This window comes from Rhodococcus sp. W8901 (genome assembly GCF_013348805.1).
Lineage (GTDB): Bacteria > Actinomycetota > Actinomycetes > Mycobacteriales > Mycobacteriaceae > Prescottella.
This window is the reverse complement of sequence record NZ_CP054690.1, coordinates 2,354,804-2,374,494: the sequence shown is the minus strand read 5'-3', so window position 1 is coordinate 2,374,494 and position 19,691 is coordinate 2,354,804. Positions and strand designations below refer to the sequence as shown.

22 protein-coding genes are annotated in these 19,691 nt (G+C 68.8%); 8 read left to right on the top strand and 14 right to left on the bottom strand.

The window, feature by feature from the left end; translation table 11 throughout:
• Positions 1–2 precede the first annotated feature (2 nt).
• Entirely contained in the window at positions 3–1,223 is a 1,221-nt protein-coding gene (locus HUN07_RS11265) for an MFS transporter (protein WP_174909727.1), read from the bottom strand.
• Between the two features lie 85 nt (positions 1,224–1,308).
• Between HUN07_RS11265 and HUN07_RS11260 the strand changes: the two genes are divergently transcribed.
• Positions 1,309–2,190, top strand: coding sequence for a LysR family transcriptional regulator (locus HUN07_RS11260; protein WP_174909725.1), 882 nt, complete (start codon positions 1,309–1,311; stop codon positions 2,188–2,190).
• Here the strand turns inward: HUN07_RS11260 and HUN07_RS11255 are convergent.
• Complete coding sequence (locus HUN07_RS11255; RefSeq protein ID WP_114719812.1) at positions 2,187–2,372, bottom strand: hypothetical protein; 186 nt, start codon at positions 2,370–2,372, stop codon at positions 2,187–2,189. The two genes, HUN07_RS11260 and HUN07_RS11255, sit on opposite strands and share 4 nt — an antisense overlap.
• A 233-nt stretch (positions 2,373–2,605) precedes the next feature.
• Here HUN07_RS11255 and HUN07_RS11250 point away from each other — a divergent pair, with 233 nt between their 5' ends.
• From HUN07_RS11250 to HUN07_RS11240, 3 genes are read left to right on the top strand one after another with little or no spacing between them, the layout of a single operon-like run.
• Complete coding sequence (locus HUN07_RS11250; RefSeq protein WP_114720030.1) at positions 2,606–3,217, top strand: biotin transporter BioY; 612 nt, start codon at positions 2,606–2,608, stop codon at positions 3,215–3,217.
• A gap of 15 nt (positions 3,218–3,232) precedes the next feature.
• The gene (locus tag HUN07_RS11245; protein ID WP_174909723.1) at positions 3,233–3,913 is read left to right on the top strand and encodes an energy-coupling factor ABC transporter ATP-binding protein; all 681 of its coding nucleotides are present in this window, start codon (positions 3,233–3,235) and stop codon (positions 3,911–3,913) included.
• Positions 3,910–4,515 carry an energy-coupling factor transporter transmembrane component T family protein gene (locus HUN07_RS11240; protein ID WP_114719808.1) on the top strand — a complete coding sequence of 202 codons (606 nt, stop codon included), beginning with the start codon at positions 3,910–3,912 and terminating at the stop codon, positions 4,513–4,515. Before HUN07_RS11245 ends, HUN07_RS11240 begins: the two co-directional genes overlap by 4 nt.
• Positions 4,516–4,575: 60 nt before the next feature.
• Here HUN07_RS11240 and pspM read toward each other — a convergent pair whose 3' ends face one another.
• The 5 genes from pspM to pgsA all read right to left on the bottom strand — a co-directional run bounded on the left by pspM (position 4,576) and on the right by pgsA (position 8,043).
• Positions 4,576–5,445, bottom strand: coding sequence for a phage shock envelope stress response protein PspM (gene pspM / locus HUN07_RS11235; RefSeq protein WP_441346811.1), 870 nt, complete (start codon positions 5,443–5,445; stop codon positions 4,576–4,578).
• 31 nt (positions 5,446–5,476) lie between these two features.
• A complete protein-coding gene (pspA, locus tag HUN07_RS11230; protein WP_114719806.1) occupies positions 5,477–6,301 on the bottom strand; it encodes a phage shock protein PspA in 825 nt (274 codons plus the stop codon).
• Between the two features lie 185 nt (positions 6,302–6,486).
• Complete coding sequence (locus HUN07_RS11225; RefSeq protein ID WP_114719804.1) at positions 6,487–6,843, bottom strand: helix-turn-helix domain-containing protein; 357 nt, start codon at positions 6,841–6,843, stop codon at positions 6,487–6,489.
• Between the two features lie 73 nt (positions 6,844–6,916).
• Positions 6,917–7,405 carry a CinA family protein gene (locus tag HUN07_RS11220; RefSeq protein ID WP_174909721.1) on the bottom strand — a complete coding sequence of 163 codons (489 nt, stop codon included), beginning with the start codon at positions 7,403–7,405 and terminating at the stop codon, positions 6,917–6,919.
• Positions 7,402–8,043: a CDP-diacylglycerol--glycerol-3-phosphate 3-phosphatidyltransferase gene (pgsA, locus tag HUN07_RS11215; RefSeq protein WP_114719800.1), complete on the bottom strand. Its 642-nt coding sequence runs from the start codon at positions 8,041–8,043 to the stop codon at positions 7,402–7,404. Before pgsA ends, HUN07_RS11220 begins: the two co-directional genes overlap by 4 nt.
• A 168-nt stretch (positions 8,044–8,211) precedes the next feature.
• Between pgsA and HUN07_RS11210 the strand changes: the two genes are divergently transcribed.
• Together HUN07_RS11210 and HUN07_RS11205 are read left to right on the top strand one after the other, a co-directional pair.
• The gene (locus tag HUN07_RS11210; RefSeq protein ID WP_114719798.1) at positions 8,212–8,700 is read left to right on the top strand and encodes an amino-acid N-acetyltransferase; all 489 of its coding nucleotides are present in this window, start codon (positions 8,212–8,214) and stop codon (positions 8,698–8,700) included.
• Positions 8,701–8,743: 43 nt separating this feature from the next.
• On the top strand, positions 8,744–9,028 hold the full coding sequence (locus HUN07_RS11205) for a YciI family protein (protein ID WP_174909719.1): 285 nt from the start codon (positions 8,744–8,746) through the stop codon (positions 9,026–9,028).
• Positions 9,029–9,082: 54 nt separating this feature from the next.
• Here HUN07_RS11205 and HUN07_RS11200 read toward each other — a convergent pair whose 3' ends face one another.
• From HUN07_RS11200 to HUN07_RS11190, 3 genes are all read right to left on the bottom strand, one after another.
• The gene (locus tag HUN07_RS11200) at positions 9,083–10,078 is read right to left on the bottom strand and encodes a TerC family protein (protein ID WP_174909717.1); all 996 of its coding nucleotides are present in this window, start codon (positions 10,076–10,078) and stop codon (positions 9,083–9,085) included.
• A gap of 213 nt (positions 10,079–10,291) precedes the next feature.
• Positions 10,292–13,066 (bottom strand): FtsK/SpoIIIE family DNA translocase, encoded by a 2,775-nt coding sequence (locus tag HUN07_RS11195; RefSeq protein WP_174909715.1) that lies wholly within the window; start codon positions 13,064–13,066, stop codon positions 10,292–10,294.
• 114 nt (positions 13,067–13,180) lie between these two features.
• Complete coding sequence (locus HUN07_RS11190) at positions 13,181–13,804, bottom strand: TIGR03085 family metal-binding protein (RefSeq protein WP_174909713.1); 624 nt, start codon at positions 13,802–13,804, stop codon at positions 13,181–13,183.
• 97 nt (positions 13,805–13,901) lie between these two features.
• Between HUN07_RS11190 and HUN07_RS11185 the strand changes: the two genes are divergently transcribed.
• A complete protein-coding gene (locus tag HUN07_RS11185) occupies positions 13,902–14,333 on the top strand; it encodes a pyridoxamine 5'-phosphate oxidase family protein (protein ID WP_114719788.1) in 432 nt (143 codons plus the stop codon).
• A gap of 6 nt (positions 14,334–14,339) precedes the next feature.
• Here the strand turns inward: HUN07_RS11185 and HUN07_RS11180 are convergent, their stop codons facing one another.
• From HUN07_RS11180 to thyX, 4 genes are all read right to left on the bottom strand, one after another.
• Positions 14,340–14,924 carry a J-domain-containing protein gene (locus HUN07_RS11180; protein WP_174909711.1) on the bottom strand — a complete coding sequence of 195 codons (585 nt, stop codon included), beginning with the start codon at positions 14,922–14,924 and terminating at the stop codon, positions 14,340–14,342.
• Between the two features lie 51 nt (positions 14,925–14,975).
• Positions 14,976–16,907 carry a ribonuclease J gene (locus tag HUN07_RS11175; protein WP_254622897.1) on the bottom strand — a complete coding sequence of 644 codons (1,932 nt, stop codon included), beginning with the start codon at positions 16,905–16,907 and terminating at the stop codon, positions 14,976–14,978.
• Positions 16,904–17,812, bottom strand: coding sequence for a 4-hydroxy-tetrahydrodipicolinate synthase (gene dapA / locus HUN07_RS11170; protein ID WP_114719782.1), 909 nt, complete (start codon positions 17,810–17,812; stop codon positions 16,904–16,906). The genes HUN07_RS11175 and dapA overlap by 4 nt, the downstream gene beginning before the upstream one ends.
• Before the next feature lie 66 nt (positions 17,813–17,878).
• Positions 17,879–18,631: an FAD-dependent thymidylate synthase gene (thyX, locus tag HUN07_RS11165; protein ID WP_114719780.1), complete on the bottom strand. Its 753-nt coding sequence runs from the start codon at positions 18,629–18,631 to the stop codon at positions 17,879–17,881.
• A gap of 188 nt (positions 18,632–18,819) precedes the next feature.
• Here thyX and HUN07_RS11160 point away from each other — a divergent pair, with 188 nt between their 5' ends.
• On the top strand, positions 18,820–19,629 hold the full coding sequence (locus HUN07_RS11160; RefSeq protein WP_174909709.1) for a tyrosine-protein phosphatase: 810 nt from the start codon (positions 18,820–18,822) through the stop codon (positions 19,627–19,629).
• The last annotated feature ends 62 nt before the right edge of the window (positions 19,630–19,691 follow it).

Below are 19,691 nucleotides of genomic sequence, written 5' to 3'. Positions count from 1 at the left end.
CCTCAGGATGCCTCCGCGGCGACGACCGCGCGCGCGGAAACGCGCAGATCGAGCCACCACACCGCGAGAACGGCGAGCGACAGGCCCGCGCCCGCCCAGCACACCCCGGCCCACCCGTGCGTCGCCCACACCAGCGACCCCAGCGCGGATCCGGCAGCGCCGCCTACGAAGTACCCGGTCATGTAGACCGCCGTCACGCGCGAGCGCGCCTGCGGCGCAAGCGCGTAGATGACACCCTGATTGCTCACGTGCACACACTTGAGCGCGACATCCGAGATCAGGACCGCGAGTACGAACGCGAGCAGGCTGGTGCCGCCGAGTCCGAACAGCACCCACGACGCGAGCAGCACCACCGCCCCCACGCCGGCGGTCGCCTGCGCGAGCCCCCGATCAGCGAGACGTCCGGCCACGTTCGCCATCACCGCACCCGCGACACCGGCCAGCCCCACGAGTCCGATCGCGACGTCGTCGAGGCCGAACGGTTCGGCCGCGAGCACGAACGCCATCGCCGCGAAGACCGTGCTCGCGGCCGCGAAGCTGAGCGCGCTCATGGCCGTCGCCGTGCGCAGGCGGGGCTGATCGCGCAGGAGCGCACCCATGGACGCGAGGATCGCGCCGTAGCCCAGACCGTGCCGATCCCGCGAACTCGGCAGCGCCCGCCACAGCACTGCGGCGATCAGCAGCATCGCGACCGCACTCACGCGGTACACGGTCTGCCATCCCCCCAGGGGCGTGAGCAGTCCGGCGACACTGCGGGCCAGCAGGATCCCGACCATGAGGCCGCTCATCACGGTGCCGACCGCGGTCGCGGAGCGCCCCGGTTCGGCGAGTTGGGCGGCAAACGGCACGAGCACCTGCGCCGCCACCGAGAACAGGCCCGCCATCGCGGTGCCCACCATGAGCCACCCGATCGACGGCGCGAACCCGCAGACGGCCTGGCCGACGGCGGCGAGCAGCATCAGCCCGACGCTCAGCACCCGTCGGTCCCACAGGTCCCCCAGCGGCACCAGGAACATCAGCCCGAGCCCGTAGAACACCTGCGACACGGTGACGGTCACCGCGGCAGTCGACTGATCCACGTCCAGGGCCGACGCGATCGAGTCCAGCAGCGGCTGGTTGAAGTAGTTGCCGCCCACGCACAGACCGGTGGCGACGGCCATGACGAGGAGCAGTCCCGGCGACAGCACCGGACGGGTCGGGGTTCGGGATTCGGTGACACTCACGCGAGCAATTCTTTACCCCGAGCAATCATCTGTCTAACATCTGAATCAGATCGGATTGATCGTCAAACCAGATCGAGGTAGTGCGATGGAACTGCGCCAGCTGCGATACGCGATCGCGGTCGCCGAGGAGAGGCACTTCACCCGTGCCGCCGGGCGCCTCCACGTCGCCCAGTCCGCCCTCAGCCACCAGGTGCAACAGCTCGAGCACGAACTCGGGACCCCGCTCTTCATCCGCACGAGCCGCCGCGTGGAACTGACCGAAGCCGGTGAATCCTTCGTGCTCCACGCCCGGGAGGTGCTCGCGGCGGCCGAACGGCTCCGGGGCGAAGTGTCCGCCACCGGACGCACCGTCAGCGGCACCCTTCGGATCGGCACCATCACGACCCTCACCCAGGTCGACCTCGCCGCACTCGTCCGAACGTTCCTGGAGGCGAACCCCGGGGTGGACGTGCACGTCGTGTCGTCGATGAGTGAATCGATCGTCGAGCAGGTCGACGCCGGCGACCTCGACCTCGGATTCATCGGGCTGTGGCACACCCGGCCCCGCGCCGGGCTGACCGCCCGCGTGCTCGGCACCGAACAGCTCGTCGCCGTCGTCGGACCGGAACATCCGTGGACGTCCCGCACCGCGGTCACCCTGCTCGACCTCGCCGGGGTGCCGACCATCGACTTCCCGGAGGGAACGGGGGCGCGTCGTCAGAGCGACGACGCGTTCACCATGGCGGGCCTGCCGCGCACCGTCGTGGCGCAGGCCGGTTCGGCGACGTTGGTGGCCGCACTCACCGCGGCCGGCGTCGGAGTGGGCTTCCTACCGGAGTCCGACGCGATCACCCGCCCCGGACTGCATCTGCTGCGGATCGCCGACGCCCCGATCCGCACGGTGCACATGATCTCGAAACCGACGCTGGTGACGCCGACCGGCCGCGCATTCGCCGACCTCGTCGATCGTCACCTGGCCGGACGCTAGAACCGGGTCTTGTCGGTGCTGCGATCGCTGCCGGAGGTTCCCGACATCGCCTTGAACAGCATGTAGAGCCCGAACACGATCGCGCTCACCGCCAAGATCCAGAACAGCCCCTTCACCAGCGCACCGACCAACATGAACGCGATCCACACCAGCGCCACGATGCCGACAATCTTCCAGAACACGATGTGCCTCCTGCTTGGTTCTCTACCTACGATCCTACGAGCGCGGCACCTCGATGGTTGCACGTGCCGAATCGGAAATCAGCAGCTCAGCGGCAAGTTCAGGGAAAGATGGGTGATCACCCTGAGGCCGCCGACCGGACTGGGATACGTCGTGACCGGCGGGTTGACATAAGCTCGGCGGGTTGGACCCGATCCGTCCCGTTCGCGAACACCACGAGGAGCAGTCGATAGCCGTGTCGCCGTCATCCCCCACGGGCACTCCCCGCAACACCGCCCGCGATCTGGCGCAGATCGCCGTCTTCGCAGCCCTCATCGTGGCGCTGGGTCTGCCCGGCACGATCAACGTCGGCGGCTCGGCGGTACCGATCACACTGCAAACCCTCGGCGTCATGCTCGCCGGCGCCCTCCTCGGCCCCCGCAAGGGCACGTTGTCGGTGCTCACGGTGATCGTCCTCGGTCTGGCGCTGCCGGTCCTCGCCGGTGGGCGGACCACGCTCGTCTCCCTGGCCAGCCCCACGGCGGGCTTCCTGATCGGCTGGCTGCCCGCGGCGGCCGTCATCGGATGGCTCAGCTACAAGATGCTGCCCAAGTACAACGTCTTCGGCGGCATCGCCGTCAACGTGATCGGCGGCATCGTGGTGCTGTACGCATTCGGCATCCCCGGCATGCTCCTGAAGACGGATCTCACGGTCTCCGGCGCGTTCGCCGCGAACCTCACCTACCTGCCGGGCGACGTGATCAAGGCGGTCGTCGCCGCGGTCGTCGCCGCGCAGGTCCACCGGGCGTACCCCGCGCTCGCCGCGCGCCCCTTCCCCGCAGCACCGGTGCGGGCCGACGCCGCATAGATCGACTGCTGCACGATGAGCGAGATCCGATTCGACGGCGTTCACCACTCTTACGGTGAGCGCACCGTGCTCGACGGAATCGATCTGGCGCTCACCGAGTCACGGATCGGGATCATCGGCGCCAACGGCAGCGGCAAGTCCACGCTGGCGCGGATGATCAACGGTCTGGTGTCGCCGGCATCCGGGACGGTGTCCGTCGACGGGCTCGATACCGCCCGCAAGGGGCGTCAGGTCCGCCGCAAGGTGGGGTTCGTCTTCACCGACCCCGACCATCAGATCATCATGCCGACGGTGTCGGAGGACATCGCCTTCTCGCTGCGCCGCAGTTCGCTGAGCAAGTCCGAGCGGGCCGACCGGGTGGCACAGGTCCTCGCCGACTTCGGGCTGTCCGGGCACGCGGACCATCCGACGCACCTGTTGTCGGGCGGGCAGAAACAGCTGCTCGCGCTCGCGGCGGTGATGGTGACCGACCCCGACGTACTGGTCGCCGATGAACCCACGACGCTGCTGGACCTGCGCAACGCGCGACTGATGCGGTCGACGCTGGCGGGTCTCCGCCAGCAGTTGATCGTCGTGACCCACCATCTGGACCTGCTCGACGACTTCGACCGGGTGATCGTCATCGACCGCGGCGGCGTTGCAGCCGACGGCACACCCGGAGAGGCCATCGCGCACTACCGCGAGCTGATCGGATGACGACGCTCGGCCTCTACTCCCCCGGCACCTCGCTGCTGCACCGCCTCTCGCCCGGTCCGAAACTCATCGCGATGGTGGTCCTGATCGTCGCCGTGACGGTCCTGGTGCGCCAGCCGTGGCACCTGCTCCCCGCGGTCGCCGTCGTCGCGGCCCTGTACGCGGCGGCGCGTGTTCCGCTGCGGGTCGCGCTCGCGCAGCTGCGTCCGCTGCTGTGGGCGCTGCTGTTCATCGGCGCATTCCAGGTGATCTTCACCGGCTGGGAGCGCGCGGTCGTCGTGTGCGGAACGATCGTGCTGGCCGTGGCGCTGGCGGCACTGGTCACGCTGACCACGCGGGTGTCCGACATGCTGGAGACGGTCAGCCGCGCCCTGCGGCCGCTGCGCCGGGTCGGGGTGAATCCCGACCGTGCCGGGCTGGTGCTCGCGATGACGCTGCGGTGCATCCCGCTGCTCACCGGCATCGTGCAGCAGGTCTCGGACGCCCGGAAGGCCCGCGGGCTCGGCTTCTCGCTGCGCGCCCTGGCGGTGCCGGCCGTCGTGTCGGCGCTGATGACCGCCGAGGCCATGGGCGATGCCCTCGCCGCGCGCGGAGTGGACGACTGATGTGATTGTCGTGGACGACTGATGTGACAGTCGTGGACAACTGATGTGACAGTCGGCTGGTCAGCGACGGAAACGGCGGTCGATCTCGTCGACCTCGCCGAGGGCCTCGGCCCAGCCCTCGAGCCGATCCGACGCCGACAGCAGCTCTTCCCGTTGCCGATCGAGCAAGGTGTACGACGGCGACTGCGCGGGCGCGGTCATCTTCGCGGCAGCGGTGACGAGCCCCTCGTACTGCGCGACACCGATGTCGAGTTGCTCTCCGGCGGCCCGGACAGACTGCTGGAGGTGTGCGGCGGCCGCGGCCGTGCCGCGCCCGGCGCTCTCCATCGCGACGACATCCGCGGCGACGGCCCGCAGCGCTGACGACGCCGACCGCGCGGTCTCTCCCGTGTGATCGATTTCCTCGGCGTCGACGATCGCAGATCGGCTCAGCACGCCGAGCAGTTGGTGCAGGCCGCTCTCAGCGCTCGCGAGTCGTTCCATCGGGGCACGGGCGGCCGATCCGACGGGTGGCAGCGGTTGCCGCGTGACGGTGGCGGGTGGCAGCGGCACCGACGTGAGGTGCCGATACGTGCTGACAGCGACCACTGCGGGAATGGCGAACAGCGCTGCGGCGCCGCCGGTCGCGACGATCGTCCAGTCGGGGGCCGACGCGGCGGCGAGCGATGCCGAACCCACGACGCCCGCACCCGAGGCGATTCCGAACCTGGTTGCCCGCTTGCGGGCACGTCGACGCTTGCGCAGCATGCGTTCCCTGGGGTCCGACCAACGCCGCATCGTGTCGGCGACGGTTCCGCCGACCTCGCGCAGCACGCTCCCCGCACTGGTGACGGCGGAGGCGGCACTGGCCGCGAGACCCGCGCTCTCTTCGAATGCAGAGGTGGCCGGCCGGGACTTGCGCCCGGACCGGCCACCTCGTGTGTTGCTCATCGAACCGATGTCGTTGTCGTCGCGCAGGCTTCTACTGCGCGGGGGTCTCGCCGTTGGCGGATGCCGTGGGCGGCTCGGGGGCGATGGCAGGCTTGGCCGGCGCGGCGGCGGTGCCGCCGGACGGCAGGGCGTCGCCCTTCATCGATGCGCGGATCTGCTCGAGGCGGCTGTGACCGGCCATCTGCACGCTGGCCTGCTGCACCTCCATCATGCGACCCTGCACCGAGTTCTGGGCCAGCTCGGCCGAGCCGAGGGCGTCCGCGTAGCGGCGCTCGATCTTGTCCCGGACAGCGTCGAGGCTGGGGGTGTTGCCGGGGGCGGACAGCGTGCTGTCCATCGAACGCAGCGACTCGCTGACCCGCTCCTGCATCTTCGCCTGTTCGAGCTGGCTGAGCAGCTTGGTCCGCTCGGCGACCTTCGCCTGCAGCGTCATCGCGTTCTGCTCGACGGCCTTCTTGGCCTGGGTGGCCGCCTGCAGCGACTGGTCGTGCAGGGCCTTGAGGTCCTCGACGCCCTGTTCCGCTGTGACCAACTGGGCGGCGAAGGCCTCGGCAGCGTTGGTGTACTGCGTGGCCTTCTCCATGTCGCCGGCGGCGGCGGCCTGATCGGCGAGGGTGACGGCCTGACGCGCGTTGGCGTTGAGCTTCTCCACCTCGTCGAGCTGGCGGCTGAGCTTCATCTCGAGCTGGCGCTGGTTGCCGATCACCGATGCAGCCTGCTGGGACAGTGCCTGGTGCTGACGCTGGGCGTCCTCGATCGCCTGCTGAATCTGAACCTTGGGGTCGGCCTTCTCATCAATTTTGGAATTGAAGAGCGCCATCAGGTACTTCCATCCCTTGACGAAAGGATTAGCCATGGGTGTGATCCTGCCTCCATCTGCTGCGCCGCGCGATGCGCGACCCGATGCGCGACCGTCACGCATCGAACTCGGGCTCTGCCCCTACCTGCTCGTCCGATCGGAGGCCACCGACCGGAGTCGCTCGGTGATTCCTCGATCTTCTGTTTGTGAATCTAGCCGTTTCCGTGGTTCGACGGCACCGCTTACGCCGCCGCCAGCGCACGCGCGCTGGGCGCCGGGATCACGACGCGCGTGTCCTGTGCGATGCGACCGCTGACCTTCCGCGGGTCGGTCGCCACGGCACCGCGGTCCACGTTCTCACGCGGCGCGACGGCAAGCGTCTCGCTCACGTCGACCAATACCTCGGAGAGTGGAACCTCGAGGGCGTCGCAGATGGCCGCGAGCAACTCGCTCGACGCCTCCTTCCGGCCCCGCTCGATCTCGGACAGGTAGCCGAGACTGACCCGAGCGCTGTTCGACACCTCGCGCAGGGTCCGGCTCTGCGAAACGCGTGTGCGCCGAAGACTGTCACCGATTGCCTCACGCAATAGCAGCGCCATCTCGCTCCTCCTTCATCCGACACCCCACTCGTGAATACAAACGCACGAGCGCAAGCGATTGGTTCCCAAAACCCTATCGCGACAAACGTTCGAGCAAACTCGACACCGCCGAGCGGACGCTGCCGAGACGAATTTCCCACCGATCACCGTCCAGGTCCAGGGCTGTGACCTCGGTTCCGTCGGGTCCGGCCACAGCGAGGAAGACGGTTCCCGGGCCGAGCCCGTCCTGCGGGTCCGGGCCGGCCACCCCGGTCAGTCCGACGCCCCAGTCTGCGCCGCATCGCGCGCGTGCGCCGTCCGCGAGCTGCGCCGCGGTGGTCGGTGCCACCGGACCGTCACGATTGAGGACGTCGGCGTCGACACCGGCGAGCGCGCCCTTGAGCTCGGTCGCGTACACGATCAGCCCGCCCCGGAGCACATTGCTCGCCCCCGGCACACCGGCCAGGGTCGCCGCGAGCAGGCCCGCGGTCAGCGACTCCGCCGTCGCGATGGTCTGCCCGCGGCGGGTCAGCGCCTCCACCAGTTCGCGGGCGGGCACCGCACCCGTCAGCGGGTCGGTCATGCGCGCCCGGCGCCGGCGCGAAGTCGCACCGCCTGGACCACGTAGTCGAGGCCGGTCGCGACCGTGAGCACCACTGCAAGGCCCATCAGCGCCGCGCTGAACGGCGCGAAGCCGTCCGGCAGAGGAACGAGATAGAAGCCGATCGCCGCTGCTTGGACCAGCGTCTTCAGTTTCCCGCCGCGCCCGGCGGGGATCACGCCGTGGCGCAGGACCGCGAAGCGCATCAGCGTGATCCCGAGTTCGCGTGCCGCGATGATGCCCGTCACCCACCACGAGAGGTCCCCGAGCATCGACAGTCCGACGAGCGCGGCGCCGATCAGAGCCTTGTCGGCGATCGGGTCGGCCATCTTGCCGAAATCGGTGACCAGACCGTGCTTGCGGGCCAACTGCCCGTCGATCCGATCCGTGATGGCGGCCACCGCGAAGATCGATGCCGCCGCGATTCGCCAACCCGTGGAATGACCACCGTCGGCGAACAGCGCGGCAAGGAACACCGGCACCAGGACGATACGCAGCACCGTCAGGATATTGGCGATGTTGACCAGGGGAACCGGGGCGTGCGGGGCGACGCCGTCGGCGGGCAACGCGTCCGGGGCGGCGGCAACGTCTCGACGCGGCGAGCTCTTCGGCGCACTCACGGCCGCGCCGATCCGACGGTCAGCCCAGGCACACCCGAGACGAACGGGACGTGGTGTGGGGCGATGGATCGGGGCGGCACACTGCTCACAATATCTGTTGCGGCTACCACTACTGTGCACCACATGACATCTGGGACTCCGACGGCTGGAACGAACGAGGCTGAAGAGATGCTGGTGCGCCGCGCGCGCACCTCGGACGTACCGGAGATCAAGAGGCTGATCGACATCTACGCAGGAAAGATCCTGCTCGAGAAGAATCTCGTGACGCTGTTCGAGGCGGTTCAGGAGTTCTGGGTCGTCGAGCAGGCCGGCGCGGTCGTCGGGTGCGGTGCGATGCATGTGCTGTGGTCCGACCTGGGCGAGGTCCGGACTGTCGCGGTCGACCCCCAGGTGAAGGGCCGGGGCGCGGGCCATCTGGTGGTCGCGAAGTTGATCGAGGTGGCGCGCGAACTCGAATTGGAGCGGCTGTTCGTGCTGACGTTCGAGGTGAACTTCTTCGCCAAGCACGGGTTCGCCGAGATCGAGGGCACCCCGGTTACCGCGGAGGTGTACGCGGAGATGTGCCGGTCGTACGACACCGGCGTCGCGGAGTTCCTGGACCTGAGCTACGTCAAGCCGAATACGCTGGGTAATACCCGTATGCTGCTGACGCTCTGAGCACTCCGGACCCCGCACTTCCAGATCCCGGGAACGAGGAATCATGCCACTGTTCGCCGTCGAGTACACCTACGCGCACGAGAAGTCCGCGGAGCGCGACGATCACCGCACCGATCACCGGGCGTGGCTGGCCGATCTGGTCCGCCGCGGCATCGTGCACTCGTCGGGCCCGTTCGCGGACGGCAGCGGCGCCCTGATGATGGTCGAGGCGTCGTCCACCGACGAGGTGGAGTCCCTCTTCGACCAGGATCCGTTCGCGAAGGCCGACCTGGTGGAACGACGGGTCGCACGCGAATGGATCCCGGTCTTCGGCGTCTTCGTCAAGTAGTCCGTCGAGCAGTCCGAGACGGTGCCGGCCGGGTCTCCCCGGCCGGCGTTCCGCCTAGTTGTGGACCGGCGTGTCGTCGGACTGGTTGCGGGTCTTGATCAGGCTCGCCACCGCGGTCACCGCGAGCACACCGAGGATGACGCCCAGCGACATCACCGTGGAGATCTCCGGCACCGCCACGTGCTCACCACCGTTGATGAACGGCAGCGTGTTCTCGTGCAGCGCGTGCAGGACCAGCTTGACGCCGATGAACGCGAGGACGATCGAGAGGCCGTACGACAGGTAGACCAGGCGCTCGAGCAGACCGCCGATGAGGAAGAACAGCTGACGTAGACCCATCAGCGCGAACGCGTTGGCAGTGAACACCAGATACGGCTCCTGCGTGAGGCCGTAGATCGCGGGGATCGAGTCGAGCGCGAACAGGACGTCGGTGAAGCCGATGACGACCAGCGCGAGCAGCAGCGGGGTTGCGACACGCTTACCGTCGATCTTGGTGACGAGCTTGTCGCCGTCGTACTCCTCGGTGGTCGGCAGGAACCGCTTCGCGAGGGAGACGACCTTGCTCTCCCGCTCCTGCTCGGACTCGGCCTCGTGACCGGAATCCTTGACGAGTTTGGCCGCGGTGTAGATCAGGAACGCGCCGAACAGGTAGAACACCCAGCTGTAGGTGTTGATCGCCGCTGCACCCACGGCGATGAAGATGCCGCGCATCACGAGCGCCATGACGATGCCGATGAGCAGGACCTTCTGCTGGTACTGCCGCGGCACCGCGAACGTCGACATGATGATCACGAACACGAAGAGGTTGTCCACGGACAACGCCTTCTCGGTGACGTAGCCGGCGAAGTACTCGCCACCGAACGTGGTGCCCCATATCGACATCACGACGAGTCCGAAGATGATCGCGATGCCGATGTAGACCGCGGACCAGAACGCGGATTCGCGGAAACTCGGGGCGTGCGGGGTGCGCACGTGCGCAAAGAAGTCGAAGACGAAGAGTCCGAGGATCACCACGCAGGTGATAACCCAGACGAGCGGGGAGACGTGCATCAGCGATAGCCCTCCGGTAGGTACGTTTCACCACCGGAGGTCTCTCCCGCGAACCCACCGGTCGGGCGACCGGGGCGGATCCGCCGACAGAACCGGACCGGCAACGGTGCCGATCGTGTTGACGAGTCTGTCGCAGGATTGGGGATACTCCCCTCCAAAGTGCTTTCTATTGAACCACACGGGCCCGGCCGCGGCCGAACTCGGACATAACGGTCAGTTCCCGTCGTCCGAGGATTCCGGATCGCCGCCGCGGATCGACCACAGCAGCCCCTCCAGTTCGTCGGGCTTGATCAGCACCTCACGCGCCTTCGACCCCTCGCTGGGGCCGACGACACCACGGGTCTCCATCAGGTCCATCAGGCGGCCGGCCTTCGCGAACCCGACGCGCAGCTTGCGCTGCAGCATCGACGTGGAACCGAACTGACTCGACACGACCAGCTCCACGGCCTGCAGCAGCACGTCCATGTCGTCGCCGATGTCGGGGTCGACGTCCTTCTTCTCCCCTGCCTTTGCCGCGGTGACACCCTCGGTGTACTCGGGTTCGGCCTGGTTCTTGGCGAAGTCGACGACCGCCGAGATCTCCTCGTCGGTGATGAACGCGCCCTGCATGCGGATCGGCTTGCCCGCTCCCATCGGGAGGAACAGCCCGTCGCCCATGCCGATGAGCTTCTCGGCACCCGGCTGGTCGAGGATGACCCGCGAGTCGGTGAGCGACGACGTCGCGAACGCCAGGCGGGACGGCACGTTCGTCTTGATCAGACCGGTCACGACGTCGACCGACGGCCGCTGCGTCGCGAGGACCAGGTGGATACCGGCGGCGCGCGCCTTCTGCGTGATGCGCACGATCGCCTCCTCCACGTCGCGGGGCGCCGTCATCATGAGGTCGGCGAGCTCGTCGACGATCGCGAGGATGTACGGGTACGGGCGGTAGACCCGCTCGCTGCCCAGCGGCGCCGTGATCTCACCGGACTTGACCTTGGAGTTGAAGTCGTCGATGTGCCGCACCCGGCTGGCCTGCATGTCCTGGTAGCGCTGCTCCATCTCCTCGACCAGCCACGCGAGCGCGGCCGCCGCCTTCTTCGGCTGGGTGATGATCGGGGTGATCAGGTGCGGGATGCCCTCGTACGGCGTCAGCTCCACCATCTTGGGGTCGATGAGGATCATCCGGACCTCGTCCGGGGTGGCTCGGGTGAGCAGCGACACCAGCATCGAGTTGACGAAGCTGGACTTACCGGAGCCGGTGGAGCCCGCCACCAGCAGGTGCGGCATCTTCGCGAGGTTCGCGCTCACGAAGTCGCCCTCGATGTCCTTGCCGAGGCCGATGACGAGCGGGTGATGATCCTTGCGGGTGGCCGGCGCGGTCAGGACGTCGGCCAGGCGCACCATCTCGCGGTCCGAGTTCGGCACCTCGATGCCGACGGCCGACTTGCCGGGGATGGGCGCGAGCAGTCGGACGTTGTCGGTAGCCACCGCGTACGCGATGTTGCGGGCGAGCGCGGTGATCTTCTCGACCTTGACGCCCGGACCGAGTTCCACCTCGTAGCGGGTGACCGTCGGCCCCCGCGTGTAGCCGGTGACCGCGGCATCGATCTTGAACTGCTGGAGGACCTCGGTGATGGCCTCGATCATCGCATCGTTGGCCTTGCTGCCGAGCTTGGGCGGATCGCCTTCGATCAGCAGGGACGTGGGCGGCAGCGCGTAGTCGCCCTCGACGACCCGATCCGGGACGAGGGCCTCCATCTCCTCCTTCGCCGGTTCCGGCTTGGGGGCGGGCGTCACCTTGGCGCGCGGCTTGGGGCGCGGCGGCGCTGCGGTCGGCTCGGGCTCCGGTTCGGGCGCCGGCGGCTCGGGCGTCGGGTCGCCCGGATCCCACAGCCCGAGGACCTCGGTCTCCACGTCGGGGTGGACCTCGTCGGTCGGGTAGTTCTGTTCCGGCGTGGTCGGTCGACGACGCGGGGTCCTGCGCGCCGGGCGCGCAGCTTCCGCGGCGCGGGCAGCGTCGGCAGCCTCGTCTACGGGGTACCCGTCAGCATCGAAACGAGACACATCGTCGTCGTAACCGGCGTCGTAGTCGTCGTGGAAATCAGGGTCGTCGGCGTGGTCGTAGGCGTCGTCGTAGTCGTCGTGGTAGGACGTGCCGAAGTACGCCCGGAACCGTTCCGGAACCTCACGGACGGTGGTGCCGGTGAGCAACAGGACACCGAAGAACATCGCCAGCAGGAGCAGCGGCACGGAGAGCCACGCGGTCACGCCACTGGTGAGCGGTCCGGCGACGATGTAGCCGACCACGCCGGCGCCTGCCGACCAACCGTCCGATGCGGTCGGGGAACCCGAAGCGATGTGCCACAGACCCACAGCCGGCAACCCGACGAGAAGCGATCCGAGGATCAGTCGCGGCCGGATGTCCGGTTTGGGTTCGGTCCGCATGAGCACGACCGCGATCGCGACACCGAGGATCGGCAGAATCGCCGCGACCGCGCCGACCACGGCTCGGACGCCGGATTCGATCCACTCCCCCACCGGACCGCCCGCGGAGAACCACATGCCACCGGCGATCACGACGCTGACCGCGATCAGCGCGAGCGCAATGCCGTCACGCCGGTGGCCGTGCTCGATCTCGGTCGCCTTGCTCATCGTGCGCGTCGTCGCTCCGACGCCCTTGGCCACCATTGACCAGCCGGCACCGATGCCGCGACCGACCGAGGACAGAGCGCTGCCACTGCCCGACGACTTCGCCGCGGGCCGACGGGTGCCCGCGCCACCGCGTGGGGCCGCGGTCTTCCGCGGCGCCGACTTGCGAGGCGCGGACTTACGAGGCGCGGACGACTTGCGTGCCGACGACGACGCACCGGTTGCGCGCCCGGAGGCGCGGGTTCCCGTGGACGAGGTTCGAGAGGACGAGGCTCGGGTGGACGACGATGAGCGCGCGCCCGTCCGCGTCGTGGACGCTGTCGAACTCGATCCGCGGGCGCTCGTCTTCCCTGCCATACCGGCCAGGTTAGTCGCTACGGCCCCATCCGGACCATCCGCAACACCCGCCACACCGGTTCACCAGGCGGGAAGATGCGTCACACCACCCGCGGACGCCGGCCGCCGGTCGACTCAGAAACTACGATCCAGCGCCGCGAGAGCGGCGACGTCGCCGGGCGTCCCGTCGAACTCGATGCGGACCTCGTTGCGCCCGAACGCGTGCAGCAGCAGTTCGGCGGGCTCTGCACGCAGGGTGACTGTCGCCGCGCCTGCCGAGCGGACGGTCTCCCTGCCGCCGTCGGGGCGTTCGAGGACCACGCTCACCGGAGACCGGCGGTAACCGACTCGTCCGATCCGGGTCGCGAGCGCCCACACCTTGTCCCGCAACCCGGACGGCAACGTGCGCGGCTGCCAGTCGGGCTGAGCACGCCGGACGTCTTCGTGGTGGACGAACATCTCCCCGAGATTGGCCTTCTCGTCGACGAGGCGGAACGGAGACCACACCGGCGGCCCGGACCGGACGTCGTCGAGCAGTGTGTTCCAGTCGCGGCCGGCGATGCCGTGCTGGACGCGCTCGGTGTAGCCGGACAGTGGGCCGATCATGATGCCCGGTGCGGCATCGAGTCGGCGTTCGCGCAGCACCAGGTGCGCGGCCAAGTCGCGGGCGGTCCAGTCGCCGCACAGTGTCGGCGCATCCGGTCCGACGGCGCGCATCGTGTCGACCAGGGCGTGGCGTTCGTCACGGGCGTAAGGCACACCACACGGTAACCGCAGATCTGCCGAACCGCCCGAACTCGTCGGCGGGCACCCCTAGCGTGGTAGGTGTCCGATCCCGGTGCGAGAGGAGCGACACATGTCGAAGACCACGATGTCCGAGAACGAACGCGAGCAGTTCCTCGCCGATCTGCATATCGGGGTGATTGCGGCCGAACGCGACGGCCGGGCACCGCTCGCGGTACCGATCTGGTACGACTACTCCCCCGGCGGAGACGTCATGGTGTGGACCGAACGCGGCACCGTCAAGGAGCGCCTGATCCGAGCCAGCGGACGATTCAGTCTGTGCGCGCAGGTCGAGCAGCCGCCGTACCGCTACGTCAGTGTGGAAGGCCCGGCCACCTTCCAGGACACCGTCACCCCCGACGACGTCCGGCCCCTCGTGCAGCGGTACCTGCCGGAGGCGGAGGCGGAGGCGTTCATCGGCGAATCGTTCAACGACAGCGCGGTCCTGATCCGGATGCGCCCGGACCGCTGGTTCAGCGTCGACTACGGCAAGCTCGAGTCGTGACGGGAGTCAGCGCGCAGCGCGCAGCCTTCTGAAGAAGCGACCGAACCGGCGACGCCGGGCGCGTTCGAAGCGCACCTCGGCGCGTCGGATCTCGCCGTAACCGGCCTCGGTGAGCGCGGCCGCCGCGAGGGCGCGCCGCGCCCGGCGCGTCTCCTCGTCGAGCCGCCCGTGGTCGGGCCCGCCGGCGGGGCCGGTTCTCGCCCCGCGTCCCGCCCGCCACCGCGCGAGCACCTCGTCCACGTCGACGCGCCGGATCGGCACCTGCGGGCCGGACGGGTTGCGGAGCCACTCCGCGATCCGTCGGTTGAGTCGGGCGACCTCGGCGCGCACCTCGCTTTCGGTGCGCGCGCCCCGCACCGTGTCGGGCAACCGCTCGATGTCCTTGCGTAGCCGCAACGGCTCCGGCAGAAGGTCGTCCGCCGAAAGGCCTTGGCGTCGAAGGTATCCGCGAACCCAGTCGTCGGCGTCGCCCGACGGAATGGGTTTCCCCGCCCCCGCGAGGTTCTCGAAGTCGCCACGTTCGTATGCGTTCCGAATCTGCGTCTCGACCCAGGATTCGAACGTGGTGCGCGGGGGCTTGCGCTCGGTCACGGTCGCGACAACCTCCTCGTTCGTCGCGTACAGCCGAGCCCGGCCGTCGGGCTACGGCACGCCGATGACGGTGGGCACGATCATCGGACGACGGCGGTACTTGTCCGCCACCCAGCGTCCCACCACCCGGCGCACGGCCTGGGCGATCCGGTGGGTGTCCGTGATGCCCTCGCCCGCGAGTCGCACGAGCTCCGACTCGACCAGCTTGGCGGCTTCCTTGAGGGCCGCGGGATCGTCGGAGAAACCGCGACCGGACACCTCGGGCGTGCTGACCGCGCGGCCCGTCGCCGAGTCCACCGCGAGCGAGATGGAGATGAATCCGCCCTCGCCGAGGATCAGTCGGTCCGACAGCGTCGAGTCACCGACGTCGCCGACCGAGTTGCCGTCGACGTACACGTGACCGACGGGAACTCGTCCGACGATCTCCGCGAGGCCGTCGACCATGTCGACCACGACGCCGTCCTCGGCGAGCACGATGCGCTCCTCCGGGACACCGGTCGCCTTGGCCAGCGCGGCGTTGGCGCGCAGGTGGCGCCACTCGCCGTGCACCGGCATGGCGTTGGTGGGGCGCACCGCGTTGTACAGGTACAGCAGCTCGCCGGCGGACGCGTGACCCGAGACGTGCACCTTGGCGCTCTGCTGCGTCACGACGGTCGCGCCGCGCTTGGCGAGGCCGTTGACGACCGCGAACACCGAGTTCTCGTTGCCGGGGATCAGCGACGACGCGAGCACGACGAGGTCGTTGGCGCGGATGTTGATCTGACGGTGCTCGCCGCGGGCCATCCGCGACAGCGCCGACAGCGGCTCGCCCTGCGAACCCGTGGACACGAGCACGAGCTTGTCGTCGGGCAGGTTCGCGGCGGTGTCGATGTCGACGACCAGGCCGTCCGGCACCGAGAGGTAGCCGAGGTCCTGCGCGATCTGCATGTTGCGGACCATCGAGCGGCCGACGAACGCGACGCGGCGGTTGTACCGCTTGGCGACGTCGACGACCTGCTGGATGCGGTGCACGTGACTCGCGAACGACGCGACGATCACGCGCTGCGTGGCCTTGCCGATGACGTTGTCGAGCACGCCGCCGATTTCGCGTTCGGGCGTGACGAAGCCGGGCACCTCGGCGTTGGTGGAGTCGACGAGGAACAGGTCGACGCCCTCGTCGCCGAGGCGGGAGAAACCGGCCAGGTCGGTGAGGCGGCCGTCGAGCGGCAACTGATCGAGCTTGATGTCACCGGTGTGCAGCACGACACCGGCCGACGTGCGGATCGCGACCGCGATCGCGTCCGGGATCGAGTGGTTGACCGCGAAGTACTCGCACTCGAACGGGCCGTGGGTGGTCCGCTCGCCCTCGGTGACCTCGATGAGGTTGGGGCGCTGCCGGTGCTCGCGGCACTTGGCCGCCACCAGCGCGAGGGTGAACTTGGAGCCGACGATCTTGATGTCGGGGCGCAGGCGCAGCAGGAACGGAATCGCGCCGATGTGGTCCTCGTGACCGTGCGTGAGGACGACGGCCTCGACGTCACCCATCCGGTCCTCGATGTACCGGAAGTCCGGGAGGATCAGGTCGACGCCGGGCTGCTGGTCCTCGGGGAACAGCACGCCGCAGTCCACGATCAGCAGCTTGCCCTGGTGCTCGAAGACGGTCATGTTGCGACCGATCTCGCCGATGCCACCGAGGGCGACGACCCGCAGGCCGTTCTTCGGCGCCTTCGGCGGGAGGCCGAGCCGATCGGTCGGGTCGGCCGCCACGGGCGCGGGGGCCTTCGACCGCTGAGCCTTCTTGGCCGGCGACTTCCGGGCGGCAGCCTTCTTCGGAGCTGGCTGCTCGGGGGCGGACCGCTTCGGGGCGGCCTCGCTCCCCGACTTCACCGACTTCGCCGACTGCGCGGGCTTCTCGGCCGCGGAAGCCGGGGCGGTCTGTTCGGCCGCCGGGGTCGGCGGGCCGGCCTGACGGGAGGCGCTACGACGACGTGTGGGACGGGTCATGCGAGCACCCCCGCAGCGTGCAGGTCGGCAGCCAGGATGTCGATCTGCTCGGTGGTGGGCGCGACCTGGGGCAGGCGCGGCTCGCCGACGTCGATACCCATCAGTCGCAGGCCCGCCTTCGACGCGCTCACGCCGCCGAGACGCGCGACGGAACGGTTCACCGGGACGAGGCTCAGATTGATCTCCTGGGCCTTGGCGATGTCGCCCTCCCCGAACGCGGTGTGCAGCGCGCGCAGGCGCTCGGGCACCAGGTGGCCGATGACGCTCACGAATCCGACGGCGCCGACGGACAGCCACGGCAGGTTGAGCGGGTCGTCACCCGAGAAGAAGTCGAGGTCGGTGGTGCCGATCAGTTCGGCGCCGGCGTTGAGATCACCCTTGGCGTCCTTCACCGCGAGGATGCGCGGATGGTCGGCGAGACGGCGAATCGTCTCCGTCTCGATCGGCACCACGGAGCGGGGTGGAATGTCGTAGAGCATCACCGGCAGATCCGTGGCATCGGCGACGGCCGTGAAGTGGGCGTACAGGCCGGCCTGCGGCGGGCGCGAGTAGTACGGCGTGACGACGAGCAGTCCGTGTGCGCCCGCGCGGGCGGCGTCACGAGCCAGTTCGACGCTGTGCGCGGTGTCGTTACTGCCGGCACCGGCGACGATCTTGGCGCGGTCGCCGACGGCGTCGATGACGGCCCGCAGCAGCTCGAGCTTCTCGTCCTCGGTGGTGGTGGGCGATTCGCCGGTGGTTCCGGCCAGTACCAGTCCGTCGCAGCCGTTGTCGACAAGGTGGGTGGCCAGCCGTACGCCGGCGTCCACGTCCAGCTTGCCGTCCTTGGTGAACGGGGTCACCATCGCCGTGAGGACGGTGCCGAACGGACGCTCGACGGAAGCAGCTGAATCACCGTAGGTCATGGTCAGAAGGCTACCCGGTCTGCGTTACAGACTTGAACACCACGGCACCCTCGAGGGGTGAGTCCGTCAGCCGACCGTACCGAACTCGCTCGTCGCGACCTCCGAACCGTCGGGCAGCGTGACGATTTCGAAGTCTCCGAACACATTCGGCGCGGCACTCCGGAGCTGACGCAGACACTCGACGGCGACTCGGCGGATCTCGACATCGGCGTGTTCGGTGGCCCGCATCTCGACGAAATGTCGCCACGCCCGGTAGTTCCCGGTGACCACGACGCGCGTCTCGGTGGCGTTGGGCAACACCGACCGCGCTGCCTGACGCGCCTGCTTGCCGCGTACCGGCGCATTGGGCACATCGGCGAGCTTCTCCTCGAGCGCCGCCAGCAGTTCCGTGTACGCCTCACGGCTGGCCTCGGTCGCCTTCGCGAACAACGCCTCGAGCCGCTCGTCACCGGCGATGGCGGGCGGGACGACCACGTTGGCGTCGTTCTCCCGCACGAATCGCTGCGACAGTTGCGAGTAGGAGAAGTGCCGGTGCCGGATCAACTCGTGCGTGCAGGACCGGGAGATCCCGGTGATGTAGAAGCTGACGCTGCCGTGTTCGAGGACCGACAGGTGGCCCACCTCGAGCAGGTGCCGCAAATACCCGGCGTTGGTGGCGGTGCGGGGGTTGGGCTTGGACCAACTCTGGTAGCAGGCTCGCCCGGCGAACTCGGCGAGGGCCTCGCCGCCGTCGGCGTCGGTCTCCCAGGGGATGTCGTCGGGCGGGAGGAAGTCCGTCTTCGCAATGAGCTGCACCTTCAAGGACACCGCTTGCCGCACCGCACACCCTTCCTCGGTCCTGACCCCACCGGGAACCACAGAACCGCACCCTAGCCCCCGCCGCGTCGGCGGGTCGAGTGAGTCTGCTCAAACGCCACCCCGCAGGTGCCTGGACGGTGTATCAACTGGGTGCACACCGTGTCAGCCGCGGTCGCGGCTCGGCATCCGATCTCGAGAAGGAGCGTCCTGTGGTCCATACCCCAACCCGCGTCCGCGTGATTCGCGCGGCAGCCGCTCTCACCGCCGGTGCTGCACTGTTCGTCGGCGGACCGGTCGGCGCCGCGCTGGCCGCACCGACGACGGTCGCCGCGGCCGACATCGACCACTCGCTCCACCTCGAAGGCGCGCCGAACGCGCGCGACGTGGGCGGGTACACCACCGTCGACGGCAGGACCGTCCGGACCGGCATGGTGTTCCGCACGGACGCGCTCGACAAACTGACCCCGGCGGACCTCGCCGCGCTCGAAGGCCTGGACGTCAAGGTGGTCGACGACCTGCGCACGGTGTACGAGCGGATTCTGCAGCCCGACCGGTTACCCGCCGGCGCGACGGCGAACTGGTACGACGTGCTCGGCCAGGCGCCGATCGAGACGATGGTCGACCTCGGGTCGGCGTACGTCGCATTCATCGACGCCCCCGGCGCCGACGAGGCGTTCGCGGCAGTGCTGCGCGACATCCGCGACACCGACGGCGCCGTGCTGTACCACTGCAGCGCCGGCAAGGACCGGACCGGCTGGACCACCGCAGTGCTGCTGACGATCCTCGGCGTGGACCGGGAAACCGTGAACGCGGACTACATGCTGACGAACCAGTACGTCGACGACAGCGGCTCGAGCATCACCGCCTCGCTCGGCGGCGGCGGAGTGAAGCAGGAGTGGCTCGACACCGCGTTCGCCACCGCCGGGCAGAGGTACGGCAGCTTCGACAACTACGTGCGCCAGGGTCTCGGCCTGACCGACAACGACATTGCGGCGTTGAAGGCCAAACTCCTCGCCTGACATCACCAACCGTCAGTGTGACGCCATTTCGACGATTGACTGACGTCAAAAATGGCGTCACA

What these genes read in the sequence shown, in the direction of transcription:
- HUN07_RS11260 (WP_174909725.1), top strand. Translation starts at nt 1,309, where the DNA reads ATGGAACTGCGCCAGCTGCGATACGCGATCGCGGTCGCCGAGGAGAGG.
- HUN07_RS11245 (WP_174909723.1), top strand. Translation starts at nt 3,233, where the DNA reads ATGAGCGAGATCCGATTCGACGGCGTTCACCACTCTTACGGTGAGCGC.
- HUN07_RS11240 (WP_114719808.1), top strand. Translation starts at nt 3,910, where the DNA reads ATGACGACGCTCGGCCTCTACTCCCCCGGCACCTCGCTGCTGCACCGC.
- pspM (WP_441346811.1), bottom strand. Translation starts at nt 5,445, where the DNA reads ATGAGCAACACACGAGGTGGCCGGTCCGGGCGCAAGTCCCGGCCGGCC.
- pspA (WP_114719806.1), bottom strand. Translation starts at nt 6,301, where the DNA reads ATGGCTAATCCTTTCGTCAAGGGATGGAAGTACCTGATGGCGCTCTTC.
- HUN07_RS11225 (WP_114719804.1), bottom strand. Translation starts at nt 6,843, where the DNA reads ATGGCGCTGCTATTGCGTGAGGCAATCGGTGACAGTCTTCGGCGCACA.
- HUN07_RS11220 (WP_174909721.1), bottom strand. Translation starts at nt 7,405, where the DNA reads ATGACCGACCCGCTGACGGGTGCGGTGCCCGCCCGCGAACTGGTGGAG.
- HUN07_RS11210 (WP_114719798.1), top strand. Translation starts at nt 8,212, where the DNA reads ATGCTGGTGCGCCGCGCGCGCACCTCGGACGTACCGGAGATCAAGAGG.
- HUN07_RS11205 (WP_174909719.1), top strand. Translation starts at nt 8,744, where the DNA reads ATGCCACTGTTCGCCGTCGAGTACACCTACGCGCACGAGAAGTCCGCG.
- HUN07_RS11200 (WP_174909717.1), bottom strand. Translation starts at nt 10,078, where the DNA reads ATGCACGTCTCCCCGCTCGTCTGGGTTATCACCTGCGTGGTGATCCTC.
- HUN07_RS11195 (WP_174909715.1), bottom strand. Translation starts at nt 13,066, where the DNA reads ATGGCAGGGAAGACGAGCGCCCGCGGATCGAGTTCGACAGCGTCCACG.
- HUN07_RS11185 (WP_114719788.1), top strand. Translation starts at nt 13,902, where the DNA reads ATGTCGAAGACCACGATGTCCGAGAACGAACGCGAGCAGTTCCTCGCC.
- HUN07_RS11175 (WP_254622897.1), bottom strand. Translation starts at nt 16,907, where the DNA reads ATGACCCGTCCCACACGTCGTCGTAGCGCCTCCCGTCAGGCCGGCCCG.
- dapA (WP_114719782.1), bottom strand. Translation starts at nt 17,812, where the DNA reads ATGACCTACGGTGATTCAGCTGCTTCCGTCGAGCGTCCGTTCGGCACC.